Origin of the sequence: Alteromonas sp. S015, assembly GCF_036864485.1 — a bacterium.
GTDB lineage: Bacteria > Pseudomonadota > Gammaproteobacteria > Enterobacterales > Alteromonadaceae > Alteromonas.
The window spans coordinates 276,404-297,300 of the sequence record NZ_JAZETO010000007.1 but is presented as its reverse complement, the minus strand read 5'-3'; the positions used below and the strand labels follow the sequence as shown (position 1 = coordinate 297,300).

Annotated in this window: 21 protein-coding genes; 6 read left to right on the top strand and 15 right to left on the bottom strand. The window is 42.6% G+C overall.

Annotated features, from left to right (window positions below):
* Positions 1-3: 3 nt before the first annotated feature.
* Genes V7R42_RS14985 through V7R42_RS19965 form a run of 4 tightly spaced genes read right to left on the bottom strand, consistent with a single transcriptional unit; the run spans position 4 to position 3,726 of the window.
* Positions 4-507 (bottom strand): chemotaxis protein CheW, encoded by a 504-nt coding sequence (locus V7R42_RS14985; RefSeq protein ID WP_334021044.1) that lies wholly within the window; start codon positions 505-507, stop codon positions 4-6.
* Positions 504-2,594, bottom strand: coding sequence for a chemotaxis protein CheA (locus V7R42_RS14980; protein ID WP_334021043.1), 2,091 nt, complete (start codon positions 2,592-2,594; stop codon positions 504-506). The genes V7R42_RS14985 and V7R42_RS14980 overlap by 4 nt, the downstream gene beginning before the upstream one ends.
* A 37-nt stretch (positions 2,595-2,631) precedes the next feature.
* Positions 2,632-2,997, bottom strand: coding sequence for a response regulator (locus V7R42_RS14975; RefSeq protein ID WP_334021042.1), 366 nt, complete (start codon positions 2,995-2,997; stop codon positions 2,632-2,634).
* A gap of 57 nt (positions 2,998-3,054) precedes the next feature.
* The gene (locus V7R42_RS19965) at positions 3,055-3,726 is read right to left on the bottom strand and encodes a methyl-accepting chemotaxis protein (protein ID WP_438823660.1); all 672 of its coding nucleotides are present in this window, start codon (positions 3,724-3,726) and stop codon (positions 3,055-3,057) included.
* A 1,316-nt stretch (positions 3,727-5,042) separates the two neighbouring features.
* Between V7R42_RS19965 and V7R42_RS14965 the strand changes: the two genes are divergently transcribed.
* Positions 5,043-6,332, top strand: coding sequence for a tyrosine-type recombinase/integrase (locus V7R42_RS14965; RefSeq protein ID WP_014978046.1), 1,290 nt, complete (start codon positions 5,043-5,045; stop codon positions 6,330-6,332).
* 623 nt (positions 6,333-6,955) lie between these two features.
* Here V7R42_RS14965 and V7R42_RS14960 read toward each other — a convergent pair.
* Positions 6,956-7,351, bottom strand: a complete 396-nt coding sequence (locus tag V7R42_RS14960; protein WP_014978045.1) for an ion channel — start codon at positions 7,349-7,351, stop codon at positions 6,956-6,958.
* Between the two features lie 121 nt (positions 7,352-7,472).
* Here V7R42_RS14960 and V7R42_RS14955 point away from each other — a divergent pair, with 121 nt between their 5' ends.
* The 5 genes from V7R42_RS14955 (at position 7,473) to V7R42_RS14935 (ending at position 13,446) form a co-directional block, all read left to right on the top strand.
* A complete protein-coding gene (locus tag V7R42_RS14955) occupies positions 7,473-8,003 on the top strand; it encodes a DUF305 domain-containing protein (protein ID WP_014978044.1) in 531 nt (176 codons plus the stop codon).
* Positions 7,996-8,727 carry a MauE/DoxX family redox-associated membrane protein gene (locus V7R42_RS14950; protein WP_014978043.1) on the top strand — a complete coding sequence of 244 codons (732 nt, stop codon included), beginning with the start codon at positions 7,996-7,998 and terminating at the stop codon, positions 8,725-8,727. Before V7R42_RS14955 ends, V7R42_RS14950 begins: the two co-directional genes overlap by 8 nt.
* A 665-nt stretch (positions 8,728-9,392) precedes the next feature.
* Positions 9,393-11,207: a copper resistance system multicopper oxidase gene (locus V7R42_RS14945; RefSeq protein WP_014978042.1), complete on the top strand. Its 1,815-nt coding sequence runs from the start codon at positions 9,393-9,395 to the stop codon at positions 11,205-11,207.
* A 9-nt stretch (positions 11,208-11,216) separates the two neighbouring features.
* The gene (locus V7R42_RS14940; RefSeq protein ID WP_334021040.1) at positions 11,217-11,963 is read left to right on the top strand and encodes a copper resistance protein B; all 747 of its coding nucleotides are present in this window, start codon (positions 11,217-11,219) and stop codon (positions 11,961-11,963) included.
* A gap of 157 nt (positions 11,964-12,120) precedes the next feature.
* Positions 12,121-13,446 carry an APC family permease gene (locus V7R42_RS14935; protein ID WP_012516915.1) on the top strand — a complete coding sequence of 442 codons (1,326 nt, stop codon included), beginning with the start codon at positions 12,121-12,123 and terminating at the stop codon, positions 13,444-13,446.
* A 155-nt stretch (positions 13,447-13,601) separates the two neighbouring features.
* Here V7R42_RS14935 and V7R42_RS14930 read toward each other — a convergent pair whose 3' ends face one another.
* The 10 genes from V7R42_RS14930 to V7R42_RS14885 all read right to left on the bottom strand — a co-directional run bounded on the left by V7R42_RS14930 (position 13,602) and on the right by V7R42_RS14885 (position 20,741).
* Positions 13,602-13,757, bottom strand: coding sequence for a hypothetical protein (locus tag V7R42_RS14930; RefSeq protein ID WP_012516914.1), 156 nt, complete (start codon positions 13,755-13,757; stop codon positions 13,602-13,604).
* A 101-nt stretch (positions 13,758-13,858) separates the two neighbouring features.
* Complete coding sequence (locus V7R42_RS14925; protein ID WP_012516913.1) at positions 13,859-14,104, bottom strand: DUF5676 family membrane protein; 246 nt, start codon at positions 14,102-14,104, stop codon at positions 13,859-13,861.
* A 99-nt stretch (positions 14,105-14,203) separates the two neighbouring features.
* Positions 14,204-14,575 (bottom strand): hypothetical protein, encoded by a 372-nt coding sequence (locus tag V7R42_RS14920; RefSeq protein WP_012516912.1) that lies wholly within the window; start codon positions 14,573-14,575, stop codon positions 14,204-14,206.
* A 17-nt stretch (positions 14,576-14,592) separates the two neighbouring features.
* A complete protein-coding gene (locus V7R42_RS14915; protein ID WP_012516911.1) occupies positions 14,593-15,003 on the bottom strand; it encodes a hypothetical protein in 411 nt (136 codons plus the stop codon).
* Positions 14,987-15,652 (bottom strand): methyltransferase family protein, encoded by a 666-nt coding sequence (locus tag V7R42_RS14910; protein ID WP_334021039.1) that lies wholly within the window; start codon positions 15,650-15,652, stop codon positions 14,987-14,989. Before V7R42_RS14910 ends, V7R42_RS14915 begins: the two co-directional genes overlap by 17 nt.
* Complete coding sequence (locus V7R42_RS14905; protein WP_334021038.1) at positions 15,636-15,983, bottom strand: DUF2933 domain-containing protein; 348 nt, start codon at positions 15,981-15,983, stop codon at positions 15,636-15,638. Before V7R42_RS14905 ends, V7R42_RS14910 begins: the two co-directional genes overlap by 17 nt.
* A gap of 8 nt (positions 15,984-15,991) precedes the next feature.
* A complete protein-coding gene (locus tag V7R42_RS14900) occupies positions 15,992-16,345 on the bottom strand; it encodes a cupredoxin domain-containing protein (protein ID WP_012516908.1) in 354 nt (117 codons plus the stop codon).
* 11 nt (positions 16,346-16,356) lie between these two features.
* Entirely contained in the window at positions 16,357-18,600 is a 2,244-nt protein-coding gene (locus V7R42_RS14895) for a heavy metal translocating P-type ATPase (RefSeq protein ID WP_012516907.1), read from the bottom strand.
* 75 nt (positions 18,601-18,675) lie between these two features.
* Entirely contained in the window at positions 18,676-19,110 is a 435-nt protein-coding gene (locus tag V7R42_RS14890; protein WP_012516906.1) for a MerR family transcriptional regulator, read from the bottom strand.
* Between the two features lie 794 nt (positions 19,111-19,904).
* Positions 19,905-20,741 (bottom strand): formyltransferase family protein, encoded by an 837-nt coding sequence (locus V7R42_RS14885; protein ID WP_015066038.1) that lies wholly within the window; start codon positions 20,739-20,741, stop codon positions 19,905-19,907.
* Positions 20,742-20,897: the final 156 nt, after the last annotated feature.

Below are 20,897 nucleotides of genomic sequence, written 5' to 3'. Positions count from 1 at the left end.
TAACTACGCGTCGTCTTTTACGCTCTCAGGTGCGACTAAACCTAGCTCTTCGCTGGTTATTAAACTCTCTATGTTCACCAATATGACCATGTTTTCATCAACATCGGCTAAGCCGTGTAGATACCTGCTGTCAAACGCCACGCCAAACTCTGGTGGCGGAAGTACTTGTTCTTCAGATAAACGAATAACATCGGATACACCATCTACCACGATGCCAACAATGCGTTCTTGAACGTTCAGCATTATCACTATTGTGAAGTCGTTGTACGTGGCCTCGCCTACGTCAAATTTTATGCGCAAGTCCACAATAGGAACGATGTCACCACGCAAATTAATCACGCCTTTTATGAAGGCTGGCGCATTCGCAATCTTAGTGACTTGTTCGTACCCTCTAATTTCCTTTACTGTGGTTATGTCCAAGGCGTAATGCTCATCGCCAAGCACAAAACTCAAGTATTCTTTATCTTGTCCGCCAGTAACCGTTTGATGCAAGGCAGTTTCACTCATGAAAGTAACTCCTCTATTTGACCGGAGGTATACGTAGTAGCTATGGAGTCTGCATCAATAATCAGTGCGACTTTTCCGTCGCCCATAATAGTTGCCCCCGCTATTCCAGCCACTTTGCGGTAATGCTCCTCTAAACTTTTAATGACCACCTGCTGCTGACCGACGAGCGCATCAACCAAAATACCAAAGCGTTTTTTACTGCTTTCAAGTAGCACCACAATGCCTTCTGTAGGAGAAAGCGCGGCATCCTCTACTTCCATGAAGTCGTAAAGGGGCACCAAAGGCCAGTATTGGTCTCGTATATAGAGAACGGTGTCGTTACCCAAGGTTTTCAGCTGCTGCTTAGTAGGCTGAAAAGATTCAATAATATTTAATAGCGGAATAACGAAGATTTGCTTGCCTACCGACACACACATGCCATCAACTATGGCTAGCGTCAGCGGCAGGTGTATAAAGAAGGCAGAGCCTTCACCCGCACTAGATTCGATATCGATACGACCACCAATTGACTCGATATTGCGGCGCACCACGTCCATACCAACCCCTCTTCCCGACACATCAGTAATGGCTTCAGCGGTTGAGAAGCCGGGTTGAAATATCAGCTGCCATACTTCTGAGTCAGGCATATCATCAGATACGGTAAGCCCGTTAGTTCGCGCCTTATCAAGAATTTTATCGCGGTGAAGACCAGCGCCATCATCAATAATACTGATAATAATGCTGCCGCCTTTCTGCTCGGCACTTAGAATAACTGTGCCTTTCTCAGTCTTGCCAGCGGCGACACGTTTTTCAGGTATTTCTATGCCGTGATCGATGCTGTTGCGTACTAAATGAGTTAGCGGGTCGACAATTTTCTCAATTAAGCTCTTGTCAATCTCCGTGCTGCCTCCCTGAAGTACCAGTTCTACCTGCTTGCCTAATTTTCCTGCTAAGTCTCTGACTAAACGAGGGAAGCGATTAAAGGTTGCGGTTAGCGGAAGCATACGCATAGACATCACTGATTCTTGAATTTCCCGGGTGTTTCGCTGTAATTCATCAATGGCAAGCTGCAGCCGCTCGCCAACTTGCCCTTCAACGTCTTGCCCTATCATAGATAGCATTGACTGGGTGATTACCAGTTCGCCCACCAAGTTAACCATGGCATCGATTTTCGTGGTATCTACACGTATTGAGGCCGATTCACGGGCTGTGTTTTTCTTTGCAGTAGGCTTCGCTGCTGTTCTGGCAGACGCAGGCACGTCGCCACCCTTTGTGGCCTTGCCATCGTTAGTTGTAGTTGCTGAACTTGGCCGTTCGCTTACACTTTGCGCATTGCTATGGCTGGGATTATCTAATGCAGTATTAATATTGCTCACTGAGGGTACGTCTTCAAAAAAACCAAAACCCTGGCTTTCCTCTTTTTTATTACTTTTTGCGTTTGTTGCCTCGGATTTTAGTGCGTGAGGGGCAGTGACATCGTTGAATGTTTCTTCCTCATCGAAGAACCCAAAACTATCGTCGTTGTCTTGTTTATTCTCAATTGGTTGACTGGAAACAGGCTCATCATCAAAAAAACCAAAGCCATCGCCAGAGGTTTCATCAGCCTGAGTAACTTCGTCGTCAAAGAATCCAAAGCTCTCGTCCGGCTCACTTTCGATTTGTGCGCTCGCGCTTACTTCAGGTGGCCTATTGTTACCACCTGAGTTAGCACCTGTGGGTTGCCCGTTAATAACACCGTTGAGTATCTTTATGCGCTCATCGATGCCTTCTTGTGGAATTTCAGTTTCATCGCGATAAGCGTTTAAAGTGTCTTTTAATAAATCGAGAGTTTCTAAAAGGATATTCACAACATCAGCGGTAACACAGAGCTCATTGTTACGGGCTTTGTCTAACAAGTTTTCCATCACGTGCGTTAAGTTCATCAACGCATCAAAACCGAAAATACCACTTCCACCTTTAATGGAGTGTGCAGCGCGAAAAATGCTATTTAGTTCTTCAGGATCAGGATACTCAACATCTAGACTCATCAATAGCTGTTCCATATCGTCGAGATGTTCATCACTCTCGTCGAAAAACACACCATGGAACTGTTCTATATCGATGCTCATTCCGAGTCCTTCCAGATTTTAGGAGTGGGTGGGCGATTTAGCCCAATACGCGCTTCGTCACATCAAGAAGCTTGTTTGGATCGAAAGGCTTAACCATCCAGCCTGTGGCACCCGCAGCTTTACCTTTTGCTTTCATATCGTCGCCCGCTTCCGTGGTAAGCATAACGACTGGCGTTTTGCTATAAGCCCCCAGACCACGCAAGTTTTTGATAAGCGTGAGGCCATCCATTCGAGGCATATTTTGATCGGTTAAAACAAAATTAAACTGCTGACTTTTACATTTATCTAGTGCGTCTTGCCCGTCTTGGGCAGTAGTAACGTTATAGCCCGCTCCCTTAAGAGTCATCTCTACCATCTGGCGAATAGATACCGAATCGTCAACAACTAGAATGTGTTTGCTCATATGCTCACTTCTCCAAAGTATGTCATTACTGACTTTGCTTCCTGTTCCTTTCTTAGCTTAGAACAATTCAACTTCCCCAGCATCCATAGACGTTGCAGACACTGGGTTGTGGTCATTTTTTCCTTTCGCTGCAAGTTCTTTTTGATACGCGTTTAATGCTCTGACAAAACTTTCAATATTGTTGGTATTTAACGTTGCCAACTGCTCTAAAATAAACTTAATAATGTCTTGGGTATATTGAATGTGTTGGCCGTTTATATCGCCAAACTGCATACCCCGAATGGCCGTACTAATCGAATCGTCAAGTTGTGAACCAATGTCCTCTATTTGCTTTGTGGTTACGAGGTCGGCCTCAGCTTTCTTAATGATTTCTGAGAGTTGCTCACTAATGTGTGATTTAGCATTAACCACCTGAGAAATATCCTGCGATGCCACAAATTCAGCGGTATCTGTCAGCTTGTCGACTAAGCTTCTTATATTCTCGACCTGGGTTTTGATAACATCGCTAAACTGTGTAGAACGAGTTGATAGCGCTCTAACCTCATCTGCTACTACAGCAAAGCCTCGACCTGCCTCACCTGCTCGGGCTGCTTCTATTGCCGCATTTAGAGCAAGTAAATTTGTTTGCGCAGCGATATCATCAATACCGCTTAGAGCCTCGATGACCGTTGGCATAGCCTGCTGAATGGTCTGCACCTGCTCCATTAAACGCCTCGTAGAAGACGACATCTGCTCTGTGGAACCAATGAACTCAGTCAAGGTTCCATCGGTTTCACGTGCAAACTTACGCATACGATCGGAGTAAGATTGCGTATGCGCTTCATCAACACTTAGTAAATCTTCAATACACTCAATTTGTTGAGAAACTAACGCTTTTAAGCTGCTGAAGGCGTGGGACAAGGTTTCTACCGCGTCGTCTTGGGTCGACTTAATCGAAGACAAGTTGGTATTGCATGTACCTAAAGAACGAGAAAGTTCTTCGCTCACTTTTGTGATATCTGTTCCATCACCCTGCTTATCTTTCACTTGTAATTCGTTATCTGGGTAAATCTCTTCGTCTTCACTCACACTTTTTGCAAAAATGAAAACGCTGAATATAACTACGCCCGTTAATAGTGCTAGTGCAGTGAGTGCAGATACAAAGAGGAATAAAAGCCATGAAACAGCAATACCCACTACCGAGATTATCACTATGCTTTTTAAAGCCCCTTGTTGCGTTGAAGGTATGTTGTTAAGTGACAAAAAAACTCTCCTTGGAAAAGCGTGATTACTCTACCCGACTGGCGCTTTTCCCAATTTAAAGACGTTGCTTGTTAACGAAATAAAAAGCCTTGCGCTCGCACAAGCGAATACTGAAAGACAGAACAGTTATGCGTAAATGCAACATAACCCTGTTAGTCAAAGTAGGTAACAGCGTTATATCTAACTGTCTTCTCATACATGAAGTAAGCGTAGTACCCATTTGGAAGAGTAGGCAAGAACATGCATAAGTTTTTTATTAAAAAAGCGTTTCTGGTGGTGATTTGCACCCAAAGTGCAAGAACGGCACTAGAAAACGGGAAGTTTGGATAAAGCAGCAACAAAGTAAAAACCTGCATTTACCCGTTATGAATAGTGTTGTTTAACGAAGTACGATGTTCTGTTAGCAATAAGAGGAGTAAATTGACGTTTTGCCGAGTAGTTTTCCTCGGGGTTACAACGCGCTGCACAGAGGCAGCGTGTGCTTGTGTTTTTCAATCACCACGATAAAAAAAGCCCTCGCATTTCTGCAAGGGCTTCTAAGAATGGTGCCTCGACCCGGGATTGCAACGCGCGGCGCAGCCGCAGGGGCACGTTAGCGTGTGCCTGTGTTTTTCAACCGCCGGGATCAAAAAAGCCCTCGCATTTCTGCAAGGGCTTCTAAGAATGGTGCCTCGACCCGGGATCGAACCAGGGACACGCGGATTTTCAATGCAAATCACCACTCTAAAGCATTGAAAATATGCAACTTTTAATTTCTTTGCAAATTCTTTGCAAAGAGAGCTCTTTTCTGTTTTACTGGCGCTATGGCAAAACAGACTGAAAGACACGACATAAACGACGAGCTGTATATCTTTAAACAAGATAACAGTGAGCGCTGGTATGCGCGATTTATACTAACCAATCACAAAAAATGGCTCTGTAAATCAACTAAGAAGAAAGATAAAGACGAAGCTATCGCCATGGCACATCGAATCTTCTTAGACCACCAAATTAGACACGAAAATAACACACTAGTCCAAAGTAAGCGATTCAAAGACGTAGCTGACCGCGTCATCGAAAAGCTTGAAGAGCAACTAGAACACGGGGGCGGTAAACGCACCTATAAAGACTATATTCGAGCGTTAGAAAACTACCACATCCCCTACTTTTCGCGTACGTTTATCACCTCAATTGACCAAGAAGAAATATCTAAGTTTGATGAGTGGCGTAAGGGACGAATGAAGAAGTCTCCAGCCTCCTCTACATTATTAACTCACAATGCTGCTCTTCAGCTCGTTTTTAAAGAAGCTATTGAGCAAAAATGGATGATCGCCGCTCAAGTACCTGTTCTTTCTTCGAAAGGTGGAACAGGCACACGTCGTGCGGCTTTTTCTGAAGAAGAGTATGATGTTATCCTCAACGAAATATATGAAGGTGAGCAAAACGCTCATAGTGAAAAGACCCGTCAAATTCGTGAGTTACTATACGATTACTGTGAAATAGCAGTTAATACCGGAATTAGGCCCGGCACGGAGATGGAACACCTAACTTGGAAAGATATCGAGATTAAAACTCAAGGTTCAAAAGCTCAATTTTTCATCAATGTCTCTAAGGGTAAAACAACAAAATATACGGGACCGCGTAAAGTAGTTTGCAAACGTGATGTGATAGGAGCCCTAACGAACCTACGAGAACGCTTTCCATTGCGCACACCCAATCAAAAGCTATTTTTGCTAGCAAGTGGCGAGCCCACAAGGCAATTAGGTAAGGCATTTGAGAAAGCTCTTCAAAGTTCCGGATTAAAAGAGTCACCCAGAGGACCTCGAACGCTGTACTCTCTCCGACACACTTACATTACGTGGCAGCTTCTCAACGGAACCAGCATAGACGTAATTACGCGTCAATGTGGAACCAGTACAGAAATGATCGAGCAGCATTACAGTCATGTAAAACCCGAGATGTTTGCAGATGCATTATCTGGAGTTACTTTTGATAAAGAAGAACCAAAAGCATTGTCTAAGAAAACCTTACATAGACGCGCAAAGACCGCAGAGCGCGATGAAAAACGCTTCAAGGAATGGGTAGAAGAGTATAAAAGGCGTGGGTGTATTTAGTCCACCATATAGGAGATAAGGTTACTTTTTTGTCGTTTAACGGTGGCTTCTTCGGTTGCTTTTAAAAATAAAGAATAGTTATTGAAGATATGTAAATTTAATCAATGCGCTCTAAAACCAAACGAAAATCATAACTCAGTAAAAAATTCAATTACTAGTATTGATTCATAATCTTCGAAAGTCTGCAGGAAGAACCTCAAAACCCGCAAAAATGTCCGTAAGAGAAGTAAATAGCACAGCGCAGCTCGTATGTTCATCTGTTTGAACTCAAGCTGTAACTGCTTTTGGAAACTAGAGTTATCAGGGATGAAGGAATTACCGAAGTTGTGCGTATGCTCCTATAGTAATCCCAAATATATCTGCATAAGCGACTCGAATAAAAGCGCCAAGATCATAGCCCAGATTTAAATCAGTTTTGAGATAATAAAGTCAGCTTTCAACCGTGCTTTTGGTTCTGAAACGTTTGCTAAGCTATACCCTCAAACTTCTTTAAGAGAGAAGCAAAGAGTGCTCTATTGTTCGCTTTTTAGTATCTAAAAAGACAATAATTTGCGAAACATTGTTTCATTAAAAACTAGTCCTGACGGGTGAGGTTTACATCTTCTCAGGTTACAGTTTTTACATTACATATGCTTGAACACTTTCGATGCTGAACAGCTTATTAGTAGAAACCCTGTAGCCGATTCAACTCCTGCTATCATTCGTAGATGTCCGTCCGGCTCGATACTTCCAAGACCCAATGTAGTAATCGTAGTTAGTGAAAAGTAAAAAATATCCATGGAAGTGGCAGGTTGCTTAAAATCGCCGAGCTCGAAATAAAGTCCAATTTCATACGCCAGAGTAAAAATGACTGCTAGTAAAAGTTGGCTCGAAATGGCAATAACGACTACCGACAGTGTTTTTATCCAAGCTCCCTTCAATCTCTCGCTGATATTGTCCGCGACTACTGAAATATTAAAAAGATGCAGCCCTACGCAGCTCAACAGCGCAGCTAAAACTATTAATATAGACAAAAACATAATATTTCCTTGTTGGTACAAAACTTGACTAGTTAAGATTGATTGGTTTGTAACCTCTCTCAAGCTTTCTTTTGTTAGAAAGATCTACAAATATTAACTATTTCTTAAGTAAGGATTACATATGAAATACTCTAAGTTCGCTGCAATGATAATAACTTCAACTGTAGCGATGTTTTTAATGATGTACTTAAATACCTACGCTATCTCGCATGTCTGGTTCAGTGAGACAAGGACTTATATGGCACTCTATATGGGGGCAGGCATGGCGATTATAATGTTAGCTTTCATGTTAGGTATGTATAGCAACAAGAAACTCAATACAGCCATTTTTATAATAGCGGCACTTACTTTCGCCTTGTGTATCTATCTTGTTCGTTCACAAAGTACCATTTCAGATACCGCTTACACGAAAGCAATGATTCCTCATCACTCTATAGCTATTTTGACTAGTGAGCGTTCTAACCTTGAAGACGTTCGCGTACGAGAATTAGCAAACGGCATTGTTAAAGCTCAGCGAAAGGAAATAAAGGAGATGGAGTGGTTGATAGAGGATATAAATAAGAATGGCAAGGTAACAACTCAGGAACAGGCCGAACAGCGTCCAATTCCTCAATTTGAAGGTAAATTGAATAAAGGAAAGGAAAATGAGTAAGAAAGCTATCCTATATAGAATGGTTACTAAAGAGCACATTTGCCCTTACGGTTTAAGGTCAAAAGACTTACTAGAGCGAGAAGGCTATTTAGTAGAAGACAATCATCTTACTTCACGTAATGACACCGATGATTTCAAGCAAAAGCATGGTGTAGAAACGACGCCTCAAACCTTCATCGAAGAAAAGCGAATTGGTGGATATGATGAGCTTCGTAAATACTTCGGGAAAGGAGAAGCGGGGCAGAACGGAACTACTTATGCACCTGTTATTGCGATTTTTTCTGTGGCAGCTCTGCTATCGTTAGCATTCCAGTTCTTTGTTTCTGAAGACTTCATCTCTATAAGAACACTGGTTCTCTTTATTGCTTTCTCAATGACACTACTTGCAGTTCAAAAATTGAAGGATTTGTATAGTTTTACAAATTCGTTCATAACCTACGATTTGTTGGCAATGAGGTGGCTTCGATATGGTTACATCTACCCATTTCTTGAAGCCTACGCGGGGATAGGAATGGTAGCTCAACTGCCTGCCATAGCTGTTGCGCCATTTTCACTATTTATAGGAACCGTTGGGGCAATTTCTGTCTTTAAAGCAGTATATGTGGATAAACGGGAGCTCAAATGTGCTTGTGTCGGTGGGGACAGTAACGTGCCGTTAGGTTTTGTTTCACTATCAGAAAACATTTTTATGATAGCAGGCGCATTACTCATGTTATCTTTTTAGTTACAAGAGTTGCTTATCGACTAAACTTAATAAAAGTAACTCTATCAGCTTTTAAGATTGAAAAGACTGCTTGTTTAACTACATAGGAAGTTGTTTATCTTAGTTACAAGCAAATGTCATTGATTAAAGTGTCCTTAAGACTTATCTTGTCTAAGGGAATAACGTCGCGTAAAGGTTGAGAGCAAATACAAAGTTATGAGATCTATTATTTTCACACTATGCATTGGATATTTATTGGTACTGTTTACCGTGCCAGTTGATGCGTGTGAAATGAAAATGGATGAACATAGCTCATTAACTAAGGTTTCTCACAAATTCGCAGACGCTCATGAGGAGAAACGTAGCAGTTCACCTAGTTCTAAGCATCAAAGCGCTCACACTGATGGACACCCCTCGCATTCGGGTAAATCAGGTTGCTGCAATGATGGATGTATGTGTATAGCTACCAATTGCTACCACTTTACAAGTCTTTTTTACGTTCCCATTCGTCAATTTGAAACAACGTTTGCTGAGCAGTATGACATTATCGCTCTAGCTGTTCCCTTCAAAATTTTCACTCCACCTTTTCGTCCACCGATAGCCTAAGGCACTGACTTAGTTAGTAATACTTTTTAAATGGATGAACTTCCTTCGTCCAGTTAGTATCAATTCAAAGGCTAAAAACTATGAAAAACTCTATCGACAACGGTCGCAGAAGATTTGTGCTCGGTGCCCTAACCTCGAGCGCTGCGGCTGCGTTAACCAACGTTAGTCCTCTATGGGCAGCACCTGTTGGTCGCCATTTTAAAGATCAAGTTTTGACAGGTGATATTAAAAATCTCAATGTGTCAAAAGCGCAATTGCCAATAGGCTCAAATATGGGCTCACCTATAACGATCAACGGTCAAATGCCGGGCCCGTTGATTAGATTGAAAGAAGGACAGCGAGCGCACCTCAATGTAACTAACCACCTTAACCAAGATACTTCAATACACTGGCACGGGATTATTTTACCACCAGATATGGATGGCGTTCCGGGAGTTTCCTTTGCCGGAATAAAACCTGGCGAAACATTTAAATATGCATTCGATGTCGAGCAAAACGGCACCTACTGGTACCACAGTCATTCAGGCCTCCAAGAACAGTTGGGCCATTTAGGACCTCTTGTGATCGACCCTGCAAATGGAGACATTGGGGCTGATAGGGAACATACAATTATTTTAAGCGATTGGACGTTTTCAGACCCCCATGAAGTTATGCGAAAACTGAAGGTAGCGGAAGGTTATTACAATTATCAAAAGCGAACTATTTTCGACACGTTAGAAGACGTAAAGAAAAAAGGGTTTGCCGATACATGGGAAGAGCGTGCTATGTGGGGTGCAATGCGTATGAGCCCTCGCGATATAGCTGACGTTACAGGCAGTACATATACATACTTAATGAATGGCCGGACACCACAGGACAACTGGCAGGCCCTGTTTAAAGTAGGCGAAAAAATCCGGTTGAGGATTATAAATGGTTCTGCGATGACTTATTTCGACTTTCGCATCCCAGGGCTTGAAATGACGGTTGTAGCTGCAGATGGTCAGCCTGTTAAACCAGTAAATGTGGATGAATTTCGAATTGCAGTAGCGGAAACTTATGACGTAATCGTTCAGCCAAAAGAGCGAAAAGCTTATACCTTTTTTGCGGAAAGTTTTGATAGAAGTGGATATGCGCGTGGCACCCTAACCCCGTCAATTGGCCTTACTGCAGAGGTTCCCCCACAGCGAGTTATCACAGAGCGTGGCATGGCGGCGATGGGGATGGACATGTCTGGTATGAAAGGCATGAATATGGATAAGTCCAAGGTCGACAGCTCGGGCATGGCTGCTCCAAAAGGTGAAATGAAAGGAATGGGGCAGCATAGCGCCCATACAATGCATGGCACCCAAATGGAAGGAGAAATGACCCCCTCCAAAAAGCTCCCAGTAGAAAGCATAGACATTGTCCACAGCGAAGACGGGCACGGCGCTGGTGCAGCGATGATTGCTAAAAATCCAAGCTCTAGGTTGGATGAACCTGGGATCGGTTTGGAAGACAGCCCACATCGTGTCCTTGTTTATACAGATTTAGTCGGTGAAAGTCCTTGGCCTGACGAAAGAGAGCCGGAACGTCAAATTGAGCTTCACTTAACGGGCAATATGGAAAGGTACATGTGGTCGTTCGATGGCAAAAAGTTTAGTGAAGTAGACGGATATGTACGTTTCAATTATGGCGAGAGACTACGTCTGATCTTGGTTAATGACACTATGATGGATCACCCTATTCATTTACATGGTATGTGGATGGAACTTGAAAACGGCCAATATCCAAGACCTCGTAAACACACGATCAGCCTCAAGCCTGGAGAGAAGGTCTCGTTACAAATCAGCGCAGATGCCCCCGGTGAGTGGGCGTTTCATTGTCACCTGCTATACCACATGGAAGCAGGTATGTTTCGTGTTGTACAGGTCGCATAGGAGATTAAAATGAAACAGATATTAATAGCAGGCCTAATAACATTAACTTTGAGCGTTGACAATGCTTTGGCTCAATCAAGAGATGACTGGCCATCTCCTATTCCTAATGAATATTTTGGCCAAGTTCTATTTGACCGGCTTGAATATACTCGCACTGATGAGCAGCAAAATATAGCGGTCTGGGACATGCAGGCGTGGTATGGCGGAGATTACCATCGTCTTGTTTTTAAAAGCGAAGGCGAAAATACACAAAACGATGGAATGCCTACTGATCTGGAACGAGCAGAACTGTTGTACGGTTATCTCGTTTCTTCTTTTTGGTCTATACAATTTGGTGTGGGCACAAAGGGAGAGCTGTCATCCGATGCGGATATGGAAAACTATGCGGTGGTCAGTTATCAAGGTCTAGCGCCTTACTGGTTTGAAATGGAAAATTCACTGCGTATTAACGAAGACGGTGACATGCAGTTCATCAATGAAACCGAATATGACTGGCAACTAAGTCAAGCTTCCTATCTGCAACCGCGACTGGAAGTTGTTGCCAACCTCACCGATTCTGAAAAGTATGACCGTCAAAGCGGGTTGAGTAATATTCGTATTGGTTTGCGATATCGGCATGAAATAGTGAGGGAGGTAGCACCTTATGTCGGTGTTTATTACAGCAAAGCTTTGGGAAATACAGCTGATGCATTAAAGGCTGAAGGCAAGTCAACCAGTGAAACTGGTGTAGTGTTAGGTGCAAGGATTTGGTTTTAAACGCCCTACGCTAAAAATGAAATAACTGGTATGCCATTGCCAGTTATTTCTTTCTACACGTCTTCGAATTTGTTTTGTAATGGGCCTGTGTCCTTATATTTGCTGCAGGTTGCTTTTGTTGTTACTCAGGCTCACATGACATAAAGGAGTAACCAATATGAATGAACACGAGCATTCAAACAGGAAAGATTCGTTAAGCCTCTGGGGCGCGGTATCGATGGGAACTGGTGTAATGATAGGTGCTGGTATATTTGCTTTAACCGGGCAAATAGCAGAGCTGGCAGGCACATGGTTTCCTTTTGCGTTTTTAGTTGCAGCGATAATTGCAGGGTTTAGCTCATACAGTTACATCAAAATGGCACAGAAATACCCCTCTGCAGGTGGTATCGCCATGTTTCTGAAAAAAGCCTATGGTAGAGGTCTGCTGACTGGTGCCTGTGCATTGCTAATGTTTTTTTCCATGGTTATCAATGAAAGTTTGGTAGCCCGCACTTTTGGCACTTATGTCCTACAATTGTTTGACTCTCAGGGCGCTGAGTGGCTTATACCAGCGCTTGGCGTGAGTCTTCTTATTGTGGCATTCATTGTTAATATTTTGAGTAATCAATTCATACAGACCCTCTCATTTATTATGGCTTTTATCAAAATAGCAGGACTTGCAGTTTTGGCAATTGGTGGGCTGTGGGCAACCGGTTTGTCGTTTGAGAGCGTTTCAGCTCAACCGCAAGATACCAGCGCAACCGGTTTTCTCGGAGCCGTGGCACTTGGTATTTTGGGATACAAAGGATTCACTACAATCACAAACAGCGGAGGCGAGCTCAAACAACCAGAAAAAAATGTAGGAAGGGCCATAGTCATTTCTATATCCATTTGTGTGGTACTTTATGTTTTTGTCGCAGTTGCAGTAGGAGCAAATTTATCAATTGGCGAAATAATACAGGCAAAAGATTATTCGCTTGCTGAAGCATCTCGACCCGCATTCGGCCAGTATGGTGCTTGGTTTACTATAGCTTTCGCGATTATTGCCACGTCTTCCGGTGTCGTTGCCAGCATCTTCGCTGTTTCAAGAATGCTATCGATGCTTACATCAATGCAACTTGTGCCTCACCGTCATTTTTCATTACCGGGAGATATAAGAAGACATTCCTTAATTTATACGTTAGTCATCGCAATATTTCTTACCATATTCTTCGATTTGAGCCGCATAGCCTCCATCGGTGTAGTTTTTTATATCGTAATGGATATCTTCATCCACTGGGGAGTGTTCAAGCATTTACGAGATGATGTGCAAGCTAAAGCTTGGGTACTAGTCAGTGCAATTATTCTCGATATCATTGTTCTTCTATCTTTTATGTGGGTGAAAGCAAAATCAGATATCTTCATTGTTGGGATTTCTGTGGCTGGACTTCTTATCGTATTCGCGGCTGAGAAATGGTTTCTAAAGCTCCATGCGTATGATGATGATGATAAAAATTATAACTGATGCAAATCATTGAAGCTGTTCATGAACTACATCGACGGAGTAAGACAATATTCAGCGTAGGCAGAGTAGCAGCCTAAAAGGTAAGCGCAGTTGTTATGAATAGGAAAGGAATTAACCGGCATTAGCGTGCCGGTTATTTTTACTCGTGGCACACTTTAACCGCTTTTTTGCTGCTTCAGTGTATTCATTATTTCAGCAAACTCCTGTCCTTTTGACTCAGGTGGCTGGCTACAACCCTGCTTCTCTGTATTGGTTTGACTGGGTAGTTGCATGGCTTGCTGTAAGGCTAATTCTGAATTATTGGTTATCATAATATCTCACCGTTAGTTTAAATTTATGTGGCAGTAGATATCAGCAAATATCGTACCTGTGCTAAAAGGACAAATACTGACTATTTATTTAGCCCTCACTACTACAGCTGCCTATTGTAAATACTGGCAATAAGCCAACCCAGTACACCTGCGAACAAAGCCCATAAAGCTCCGCCTATCACTACACCCAATAAAGGCACGTTCCATATCATCCCTTGCCAGTCTGAAAACATTATATTACCAGCCATGGGTGACATCATGTCGGGCATTGTAATAATGAACAAAGAACTAACAACTAACAACACTCTCGAAGCTGAACGATGCGGCGCACGCGAACGCAAATACATTTTCTCGAATTTTCATCTTACGCCTCCTTAAAGCCAGCATCATAATGTAACGACATCGCTCAGCATTGTTGTTGAGTGAGAACGTAGAGCACATTAAGGTTATGTACGCTTCCTGTGAGCGCCCTGCGGCAAGTGGTGGCAACTCCACGGTTTGTGCGTCGCATTGTCTTTTATATTTTGATCTACAAACTGGTAATAACCTTCTTTTGTGTGTGTCCACCAGTCATTGTGAAGATCTGCGCCGTGTTTTCGAATGATCGCTTCAATACCGTCTAAATCGATATGTGTCGCATCATATGCCAGGTGAATAGCCCCTTCTTTGATGTTGTAGCTCACCTCATCAATGCCAAAGAGCTTGTCAATCTCTTCAATTAGGGGCTCGCAATTTGCTTCATAGACATTGCTGAGCCGTAAATTCCGAACGACTAAATTTGCTTCTCTGACACCGACTCTGTGGTCTAAATCACTCATATCTTTCTCCTCGGGTGTTAATTTGAATGTTTCTGAGATTCGGGTGAATGGCTTCCATCCATTTTCGACATCATTACTTCCATCATCTTAAGATGCCTTTCTGCCATATCAACTTGGTTTTGCATGGGTTGCCCTTCCATTTTTTCGTGCATTATATGCATCATTCCCATCATGGATTGCATGTGTTTTTTCATCATTTCACGCTGCTTGCTGGGATTCTTTTCTTCTTTGATAGCGTTAACTTCTTCCTTCATCGACTTTATTTTTGCATTCATCATATGCATATCTTGGCCACGCATAGGCATTCCCGTTTGAATCTCTGGCTTGTCTGAGCCCTTATGCTCATGCTCTTCCATTTGTTGAGCTTGCGATGTTGCAGCCATTACTAATGTGGTTGAAAAAATGATTGATTTAGTGAATTTTTTCATGGTTTTCACCTTTTAATTTAAAGTTGAGGTTTGGGATCCAGCCAGGTGTCGTGTTGATATAGCTCACATACTCATCGCCAAATTCAGCAATAGCCAGAGCTTCTTCACGCTTTGCCAGTTTCACATACACAACAACTAAAACTGGAAACATGACCAGTGTGGGAATGGTCGGCCATTGCAACAAAAAACCGAACATGATCAGTATGAAGGCTAAATATTGAGGGTGGCGACACCGCGCATACCATCCAGTCTTAGCTAAGTGATGGTTCTTCTGAGCGTGGTGCAGCACATTCCATGCTGAGGACAAGATAAAGAATCCTGCAACAATAAATACCATACTGGCGATATGAAATGGGTCCCAGTGGGCGTCGCCTTTAAAACCAAAGAAAGTATGCAACAGATGTCCGTTTTCGTGCGCAAAAAAGTTTACTTCCGGATAGGTTTCAGCAAGCCATCCTGACAAGAAATAAATAGTCAGTGGGAAGCCATACATTTCGGTAAACAGGGCTACAATAAACGCAGAAAATACCCCCAAACTTCGCCAGTCGGTGGAAGATTTTGGCTTTACAAAACTGAATGCAAAAAAGATAAAAATAGCTGAGTTCAGTATCACCATTGACCATAAGCCATAATCATATGTATCTTTCATCTTGGTTGTCCTTTTTAAGTGACTCCTTTCGGCCTTCCTCCAACCCCTGAATGTATCCATCACGATAAGCCGCGTTGTTATCACTCAATTCCTGAAAACTTTTCTGCTTATTGTCACTGTCGCGAGAATGTTCGTGGGCGTGTCCGTGTTTACCGTGGCTACTGTGCATGAATATATGCATGAATGGGCACAGCAATAAAATCAAATAGGGAAGAAACTGAAGGACATGATGACCATGTTCGAAAATTAAAAAATAAGTAACGGCAGCGATCATCGCTAATGCTGCCCACCCTGTAGGTGTTGACCAAAATCTGGGGTGACTGTTTTTCATGACTCCTCCTATACCACCGTAAGAACACCGCGATACATCTGCATCTGGCAGTGAAAAGTATGTTCGCCCTGTGGGACGTTTTCGAGGTGAATTGGTGTTACCTCATTAAGCGTTAGCTGCTCACTGATATCTAATGAAGGAATTAGCAGTACTTCGGAACAGGGAGACTCATCTTTGCGCAAAAACTTCAACGTAACAGATTGGTTTGCGTTTACCTGAATAGACGCTGGTGAGTACACGCCATTTTTTACTTCTATGAGTATTTCGTTACTTTCAGTAACTGTCTGATCAGGCTTGTATAACCAAAACCACCAAATAATCAGTGCAATACCCGTAAGTCCTACAATATTAATTATCATCATAAGAAAACTCCTTAGTGGTCCTTTGCCTTGAATAGGCGAAGCCGGTTCGCATTTGATACCACTGTTAACGAAGAAAATGCCATGGCGGCTCCGGCGATAACTGGGCTTAGCAATACTCCGAAAAATGGATAGAGCACGCCCGCCGCAAAAGGTATACCTGCTACGTTGTAGATAAAGGCTCCAAACAAGTTTTGCTTAATGTTGCGCAAGGTGGCTTTACTAACCGCTATAGCATCGGCCAGACCATGCAACGAGCCGCGCATCAGGGTGATATCGGCGCTTTCAATGGCAACGTCCGTTCCTGTACCAATGGCAAAGCCAACATCAGCCAAGGCAAGAGCCGGAGCATCGTTAATTCCATCACCAGTCATACCCACTACTTCTCTCTGCTGCTGTAATTCATGTACTTTGTTGGCCTTATCTTCGGGCAATACTTCAGCAAAAAACTCGCTTATTGCCGCTTTCTTTGCCACTGCAGCAGCAGTTTCTTTGTTGTCCCCCGTTAACATGATGACCCGGATATCATTAGCCTGAAGACGCTTGATGGCAGAAACAGAGTCAGGTTTTATCGGGTCGGCAACCGCTATGATGGCAGCAAGTTGTCCATCTACAGCGAAATACATGGGAGTTTTGGCGTCTTTGGCCAGTGTTTGTGCTTTCTCTGAATAATTACCTATGCCCACCCCTTTTGAAGCCATAAGCTTGCTGTTACCAAACAATAAGGCCTTTCCTTCACAACGGCCTTCAACCCCCATACCGGTAATCGCATTAAACTCTTCGGTTTTCAGCAGCTCAATGCCCTGGTCGTGGGCACTTTCTACTATCGCCATTGCTAATGGGTGCTCTGAACCATTTTCCAGACTAGCTGCCAATTGCAGCACTGTCTTTTCATCACTGAAATTGGCTAAAATTATGTCAGTGACCTTGGGTGTACCTTCCGTAATCGTTCCGGTTTTATCCAGTATCATCACACTGATTTTTGATGCCGTTTGTAGCGCTTCGCCGTTGCGAATTAGCACGCCGGCTTCAGCAGCCTTTCCAACCCCCACCATAACTGACATCGGCGTGGCTAGGCCCAATGCACATGGACAAGCAATGATCAATACAGTGGTGGCCGAAACTATGGCAAATGCCAGTGCGGGCTCAGGCCCAAAGTTCAGCCATGCTAGCGCACTGAGCACAGATATAATCATGACCACAGGAACAAAGTAAGCGGATATCACGTCGGCCAAGCGCCCAATAGGCGGCTTTGAATTTTGTGCGCGTTTAACCATTGCAATGATTTGCGCCAGTGCCGTGTCTTTACCTACTCGAGTTGCTTTAAATAGAAACATTCCTGACTTGTTGAGAGTTCCAGCAACGACTTCATCGTCATGTGATTTTTCAACTGGCATCGGTTCCCCGGTTAGCATTGACTCGTCGATTGACGTATGGCCTTCAACAACCACACCATCAACAGGCACTTTTTCTCCAGGCCTGACTTTGATGACATCGTTAAAAAGCACTTGCTCGATAGCGACCTGGACCTCTTTATTGTCGCGAATAACCGTGGCTGTTTTCGCTTGTAATCCAATTAAACGTTTGATTGCTTCTGAGGTTTTTCCGCGGGCTTTTAGTTCTAAGGCAAGCCCCAGATCAATTAGACCAATGATCATAGCTGTAGCTTCAAAATAAACGTGCCTTGCCATTAACGGCACTGCTTCAGGTACCAACACTACCAACATCGAATAGAACCATGCTGTGCCTGTACCAAGTGCAATGAGTGTATCCATATTGGCAGAATGATTTTTAAAGCTCTTCCACGCACCGATGTAAAAATGCCGGCCGGAAAAGAACATTACACCCAGCGTCAGTAGGCCAACTGCTAGCCACAACAACCTCTCGACATTAGTCTCGACCGTCATTTCGTCGACAACAATGCTATAAGTCATTAGAGGGATACCTAGCGAAAGCGCAATGAAAGTATCTCGCATCAGCTTTTTGTAATAGGTCCTATCCGCTGCTTCTTTTTCATCGACTACATCAGTGTCAGGCTTATCTTCGAAAGGCTTTGCGTTGTAACCAACGGACTCTACTGCTTGAACCAATAATTGAGAATCCGCTGTACCCGATACAAGTACTGTTCTGTCTGCAAAGTTCATTTCGGCATTCTGCACTCCCGGCGTCTGCTTCAAGGCAGCTTCTATTTTTCCAACGCAACTGGCACATCCGGCGCCTTCTATCACTAATTGTCGCTGTGTTACTTCTGCACTCATAGTGCTCTCCTTTTTTCCTATTTTTAGAAGACTTGTTTTTTGACGGACAACAATTTTTCTGAAGAAACACCTGCATTAAGTTCTGTCATTTATGTTTTCCTCCAGGACGGTGTGTTCAAACTCTTCTATTAAATGACAGACCACGTGTGAGGATGGGGCTTTGTCACCCATTGCTCCCCATTTCCTTACTGCCAGCATCATATTTTGCCTGAGTAACAACATTGCCTTAAATTGTCTTTCTGTTTCTGCTAGCCTTCTTGCAATTAAGGTTCTAACTAGGGGACAAGCGGTCTTTCCATTATCTGCTTCTCTGAGAATTTGCTTGATATCTTCAACTGAAAAACCTAAATGCCTTGCACTTAATATAAACCGCAACCTGGAAGCATCTTTCGTTGAATAGAATTTATAACCATTGTCAGATTTTGCCGGCGTTATTAACTGCAAGCGCGTGTAATAGCGAACAGTATCTGGCGTTGTAGCCAAGGCGCTTGCGATCTCTCTTACTTTCATAGTTGTTCCGATGTCTTTAACCTAAAATTTTACTTATACCTAAAGGCTAAACCTGTGTGTGGGACGCAGGTCAATAGGCATGTAACTCGTGAAACTTTCGGTTCTAAGATGTAATGCGTTTTTAAGTGAGGCGGATAATACTTGCTGTTCGTTTACTGATAGCAAACAGTGTCTTAATGTATATTAATTAAGCAGTTGATCGTCTAAGACATTCTTTGATTGCAATTGATTAGTAAAGAAAACTTAGAGAAAAGCCTCACTGAGTTTATGTGTAGCTCTTAATCGGAGGGTGGAAGGGAGGAGAGTGTATACCAATTAAAGGGGTAATATTTATATCTGAAAATGAGCTTTGCTTAATGTTTTCACTTATCAGAATTTCAATATTTGAAAGTATACAAAATTGGGTTAAAGAAGTTGCACAGTAAGCACCTATACAGCACGCGCATATCGATTGATCATTTCCTTCGCAGTGCTGTACATCCTGGTTCTTTTCTGAATGAAGTGTGTGATTATTTAAAGTAGTATGTTCTACGCTTGATAAGGAATCATTTGAGGACATATGAGATTCTGATGTGTCGTGACCATCACATTTAATTGGGTTCGTCATAGCAAAGCCGTGCTGTGAAAGCAGCGCAGCTATTAGTACTAATTTAAACCACTTATAAATGCCTGACACAATAAACTCCATCAGTGAGTAAGGGAATAGTAGCGGTATTCCGTTATTCTTACTTTGACGTAGATCAACACAACACAAAAAAGTGCTTAGGACCTTTAAACATTAAAGCCGTAATCAACTAGTTTAGTACTCTTGATTCATATAGCCTTAAACTACGCTTAGAAAGTACAACATAGCCATCATTTATAGCAATGCTTTTAATTAGTGCATCCTCAAAGATTATGCTACCGCACGTGAAATCGTGACTGAAAGTTGTGACTTCGACATCATTTGCGATATATAACGCGTTATCTAACGAAATAAGAATCCCAAAGTGCCCATACTGTCGAAGGGCATGACTAAATTGAGCGGTGTTTTGATCCCAATTTACAAACCTTCTTTTTACTGGAGGTAGACTTTGGAATGACGCTAGCTTTTCCAATTGAGGTGTGGCGTTATTATAAAGTTCATTAAAGTTATTAAGTAATTCTTCTAACAGAGTTTCTGCGAGTAACTGAGACTTGACCATCAATGATGAAATCGTTTCATTGTTTTCGACCTCAAATTTCTCTTGGATTAGGATGCTACCTGCATCAAGTTTCTCAGTGAGTTTATGAATGCTAACACCCGCGTTCTCAGGGTTGTCGATAATGTAGGTGAGTGGGGTTGGGCCTCTACTTTTGGGTAGTAAAGATGGGTGGATATTAATCGCATATTTTATTTCGTTTGTGGGTACTTTGTATCCGTAATCGGCTACAACAAAGACTGTCTGTTCGTCATTTAAATATCCTTTAAGAGTCACGATACTTGGTTTTTCAGTGGAATAAACAATATTGTATTTACGACAAATTCGTTTGATGAAGCTCGCATTTTCCTGAACATCGTTTATAAAAACGCGTTCAATGTTCAATCTATTTTTAATTAGAAGTAACAAACAATTCGAGAATAAGTCGTTTCCAAAATAAACGATTTTCATATTTCTCTGCACCTTTTGAGAATAGCGTATGTGGAACAAAATGTAGGTTGGGAGGACAAGTGTTTAAGGATTCGATGTTGATTAAAAATCTGTGCAAAAACGAATAATAAGGGTTCATTGGCTGGCGGGAAGCTTAGTTCGTGCCAATATGAAGTG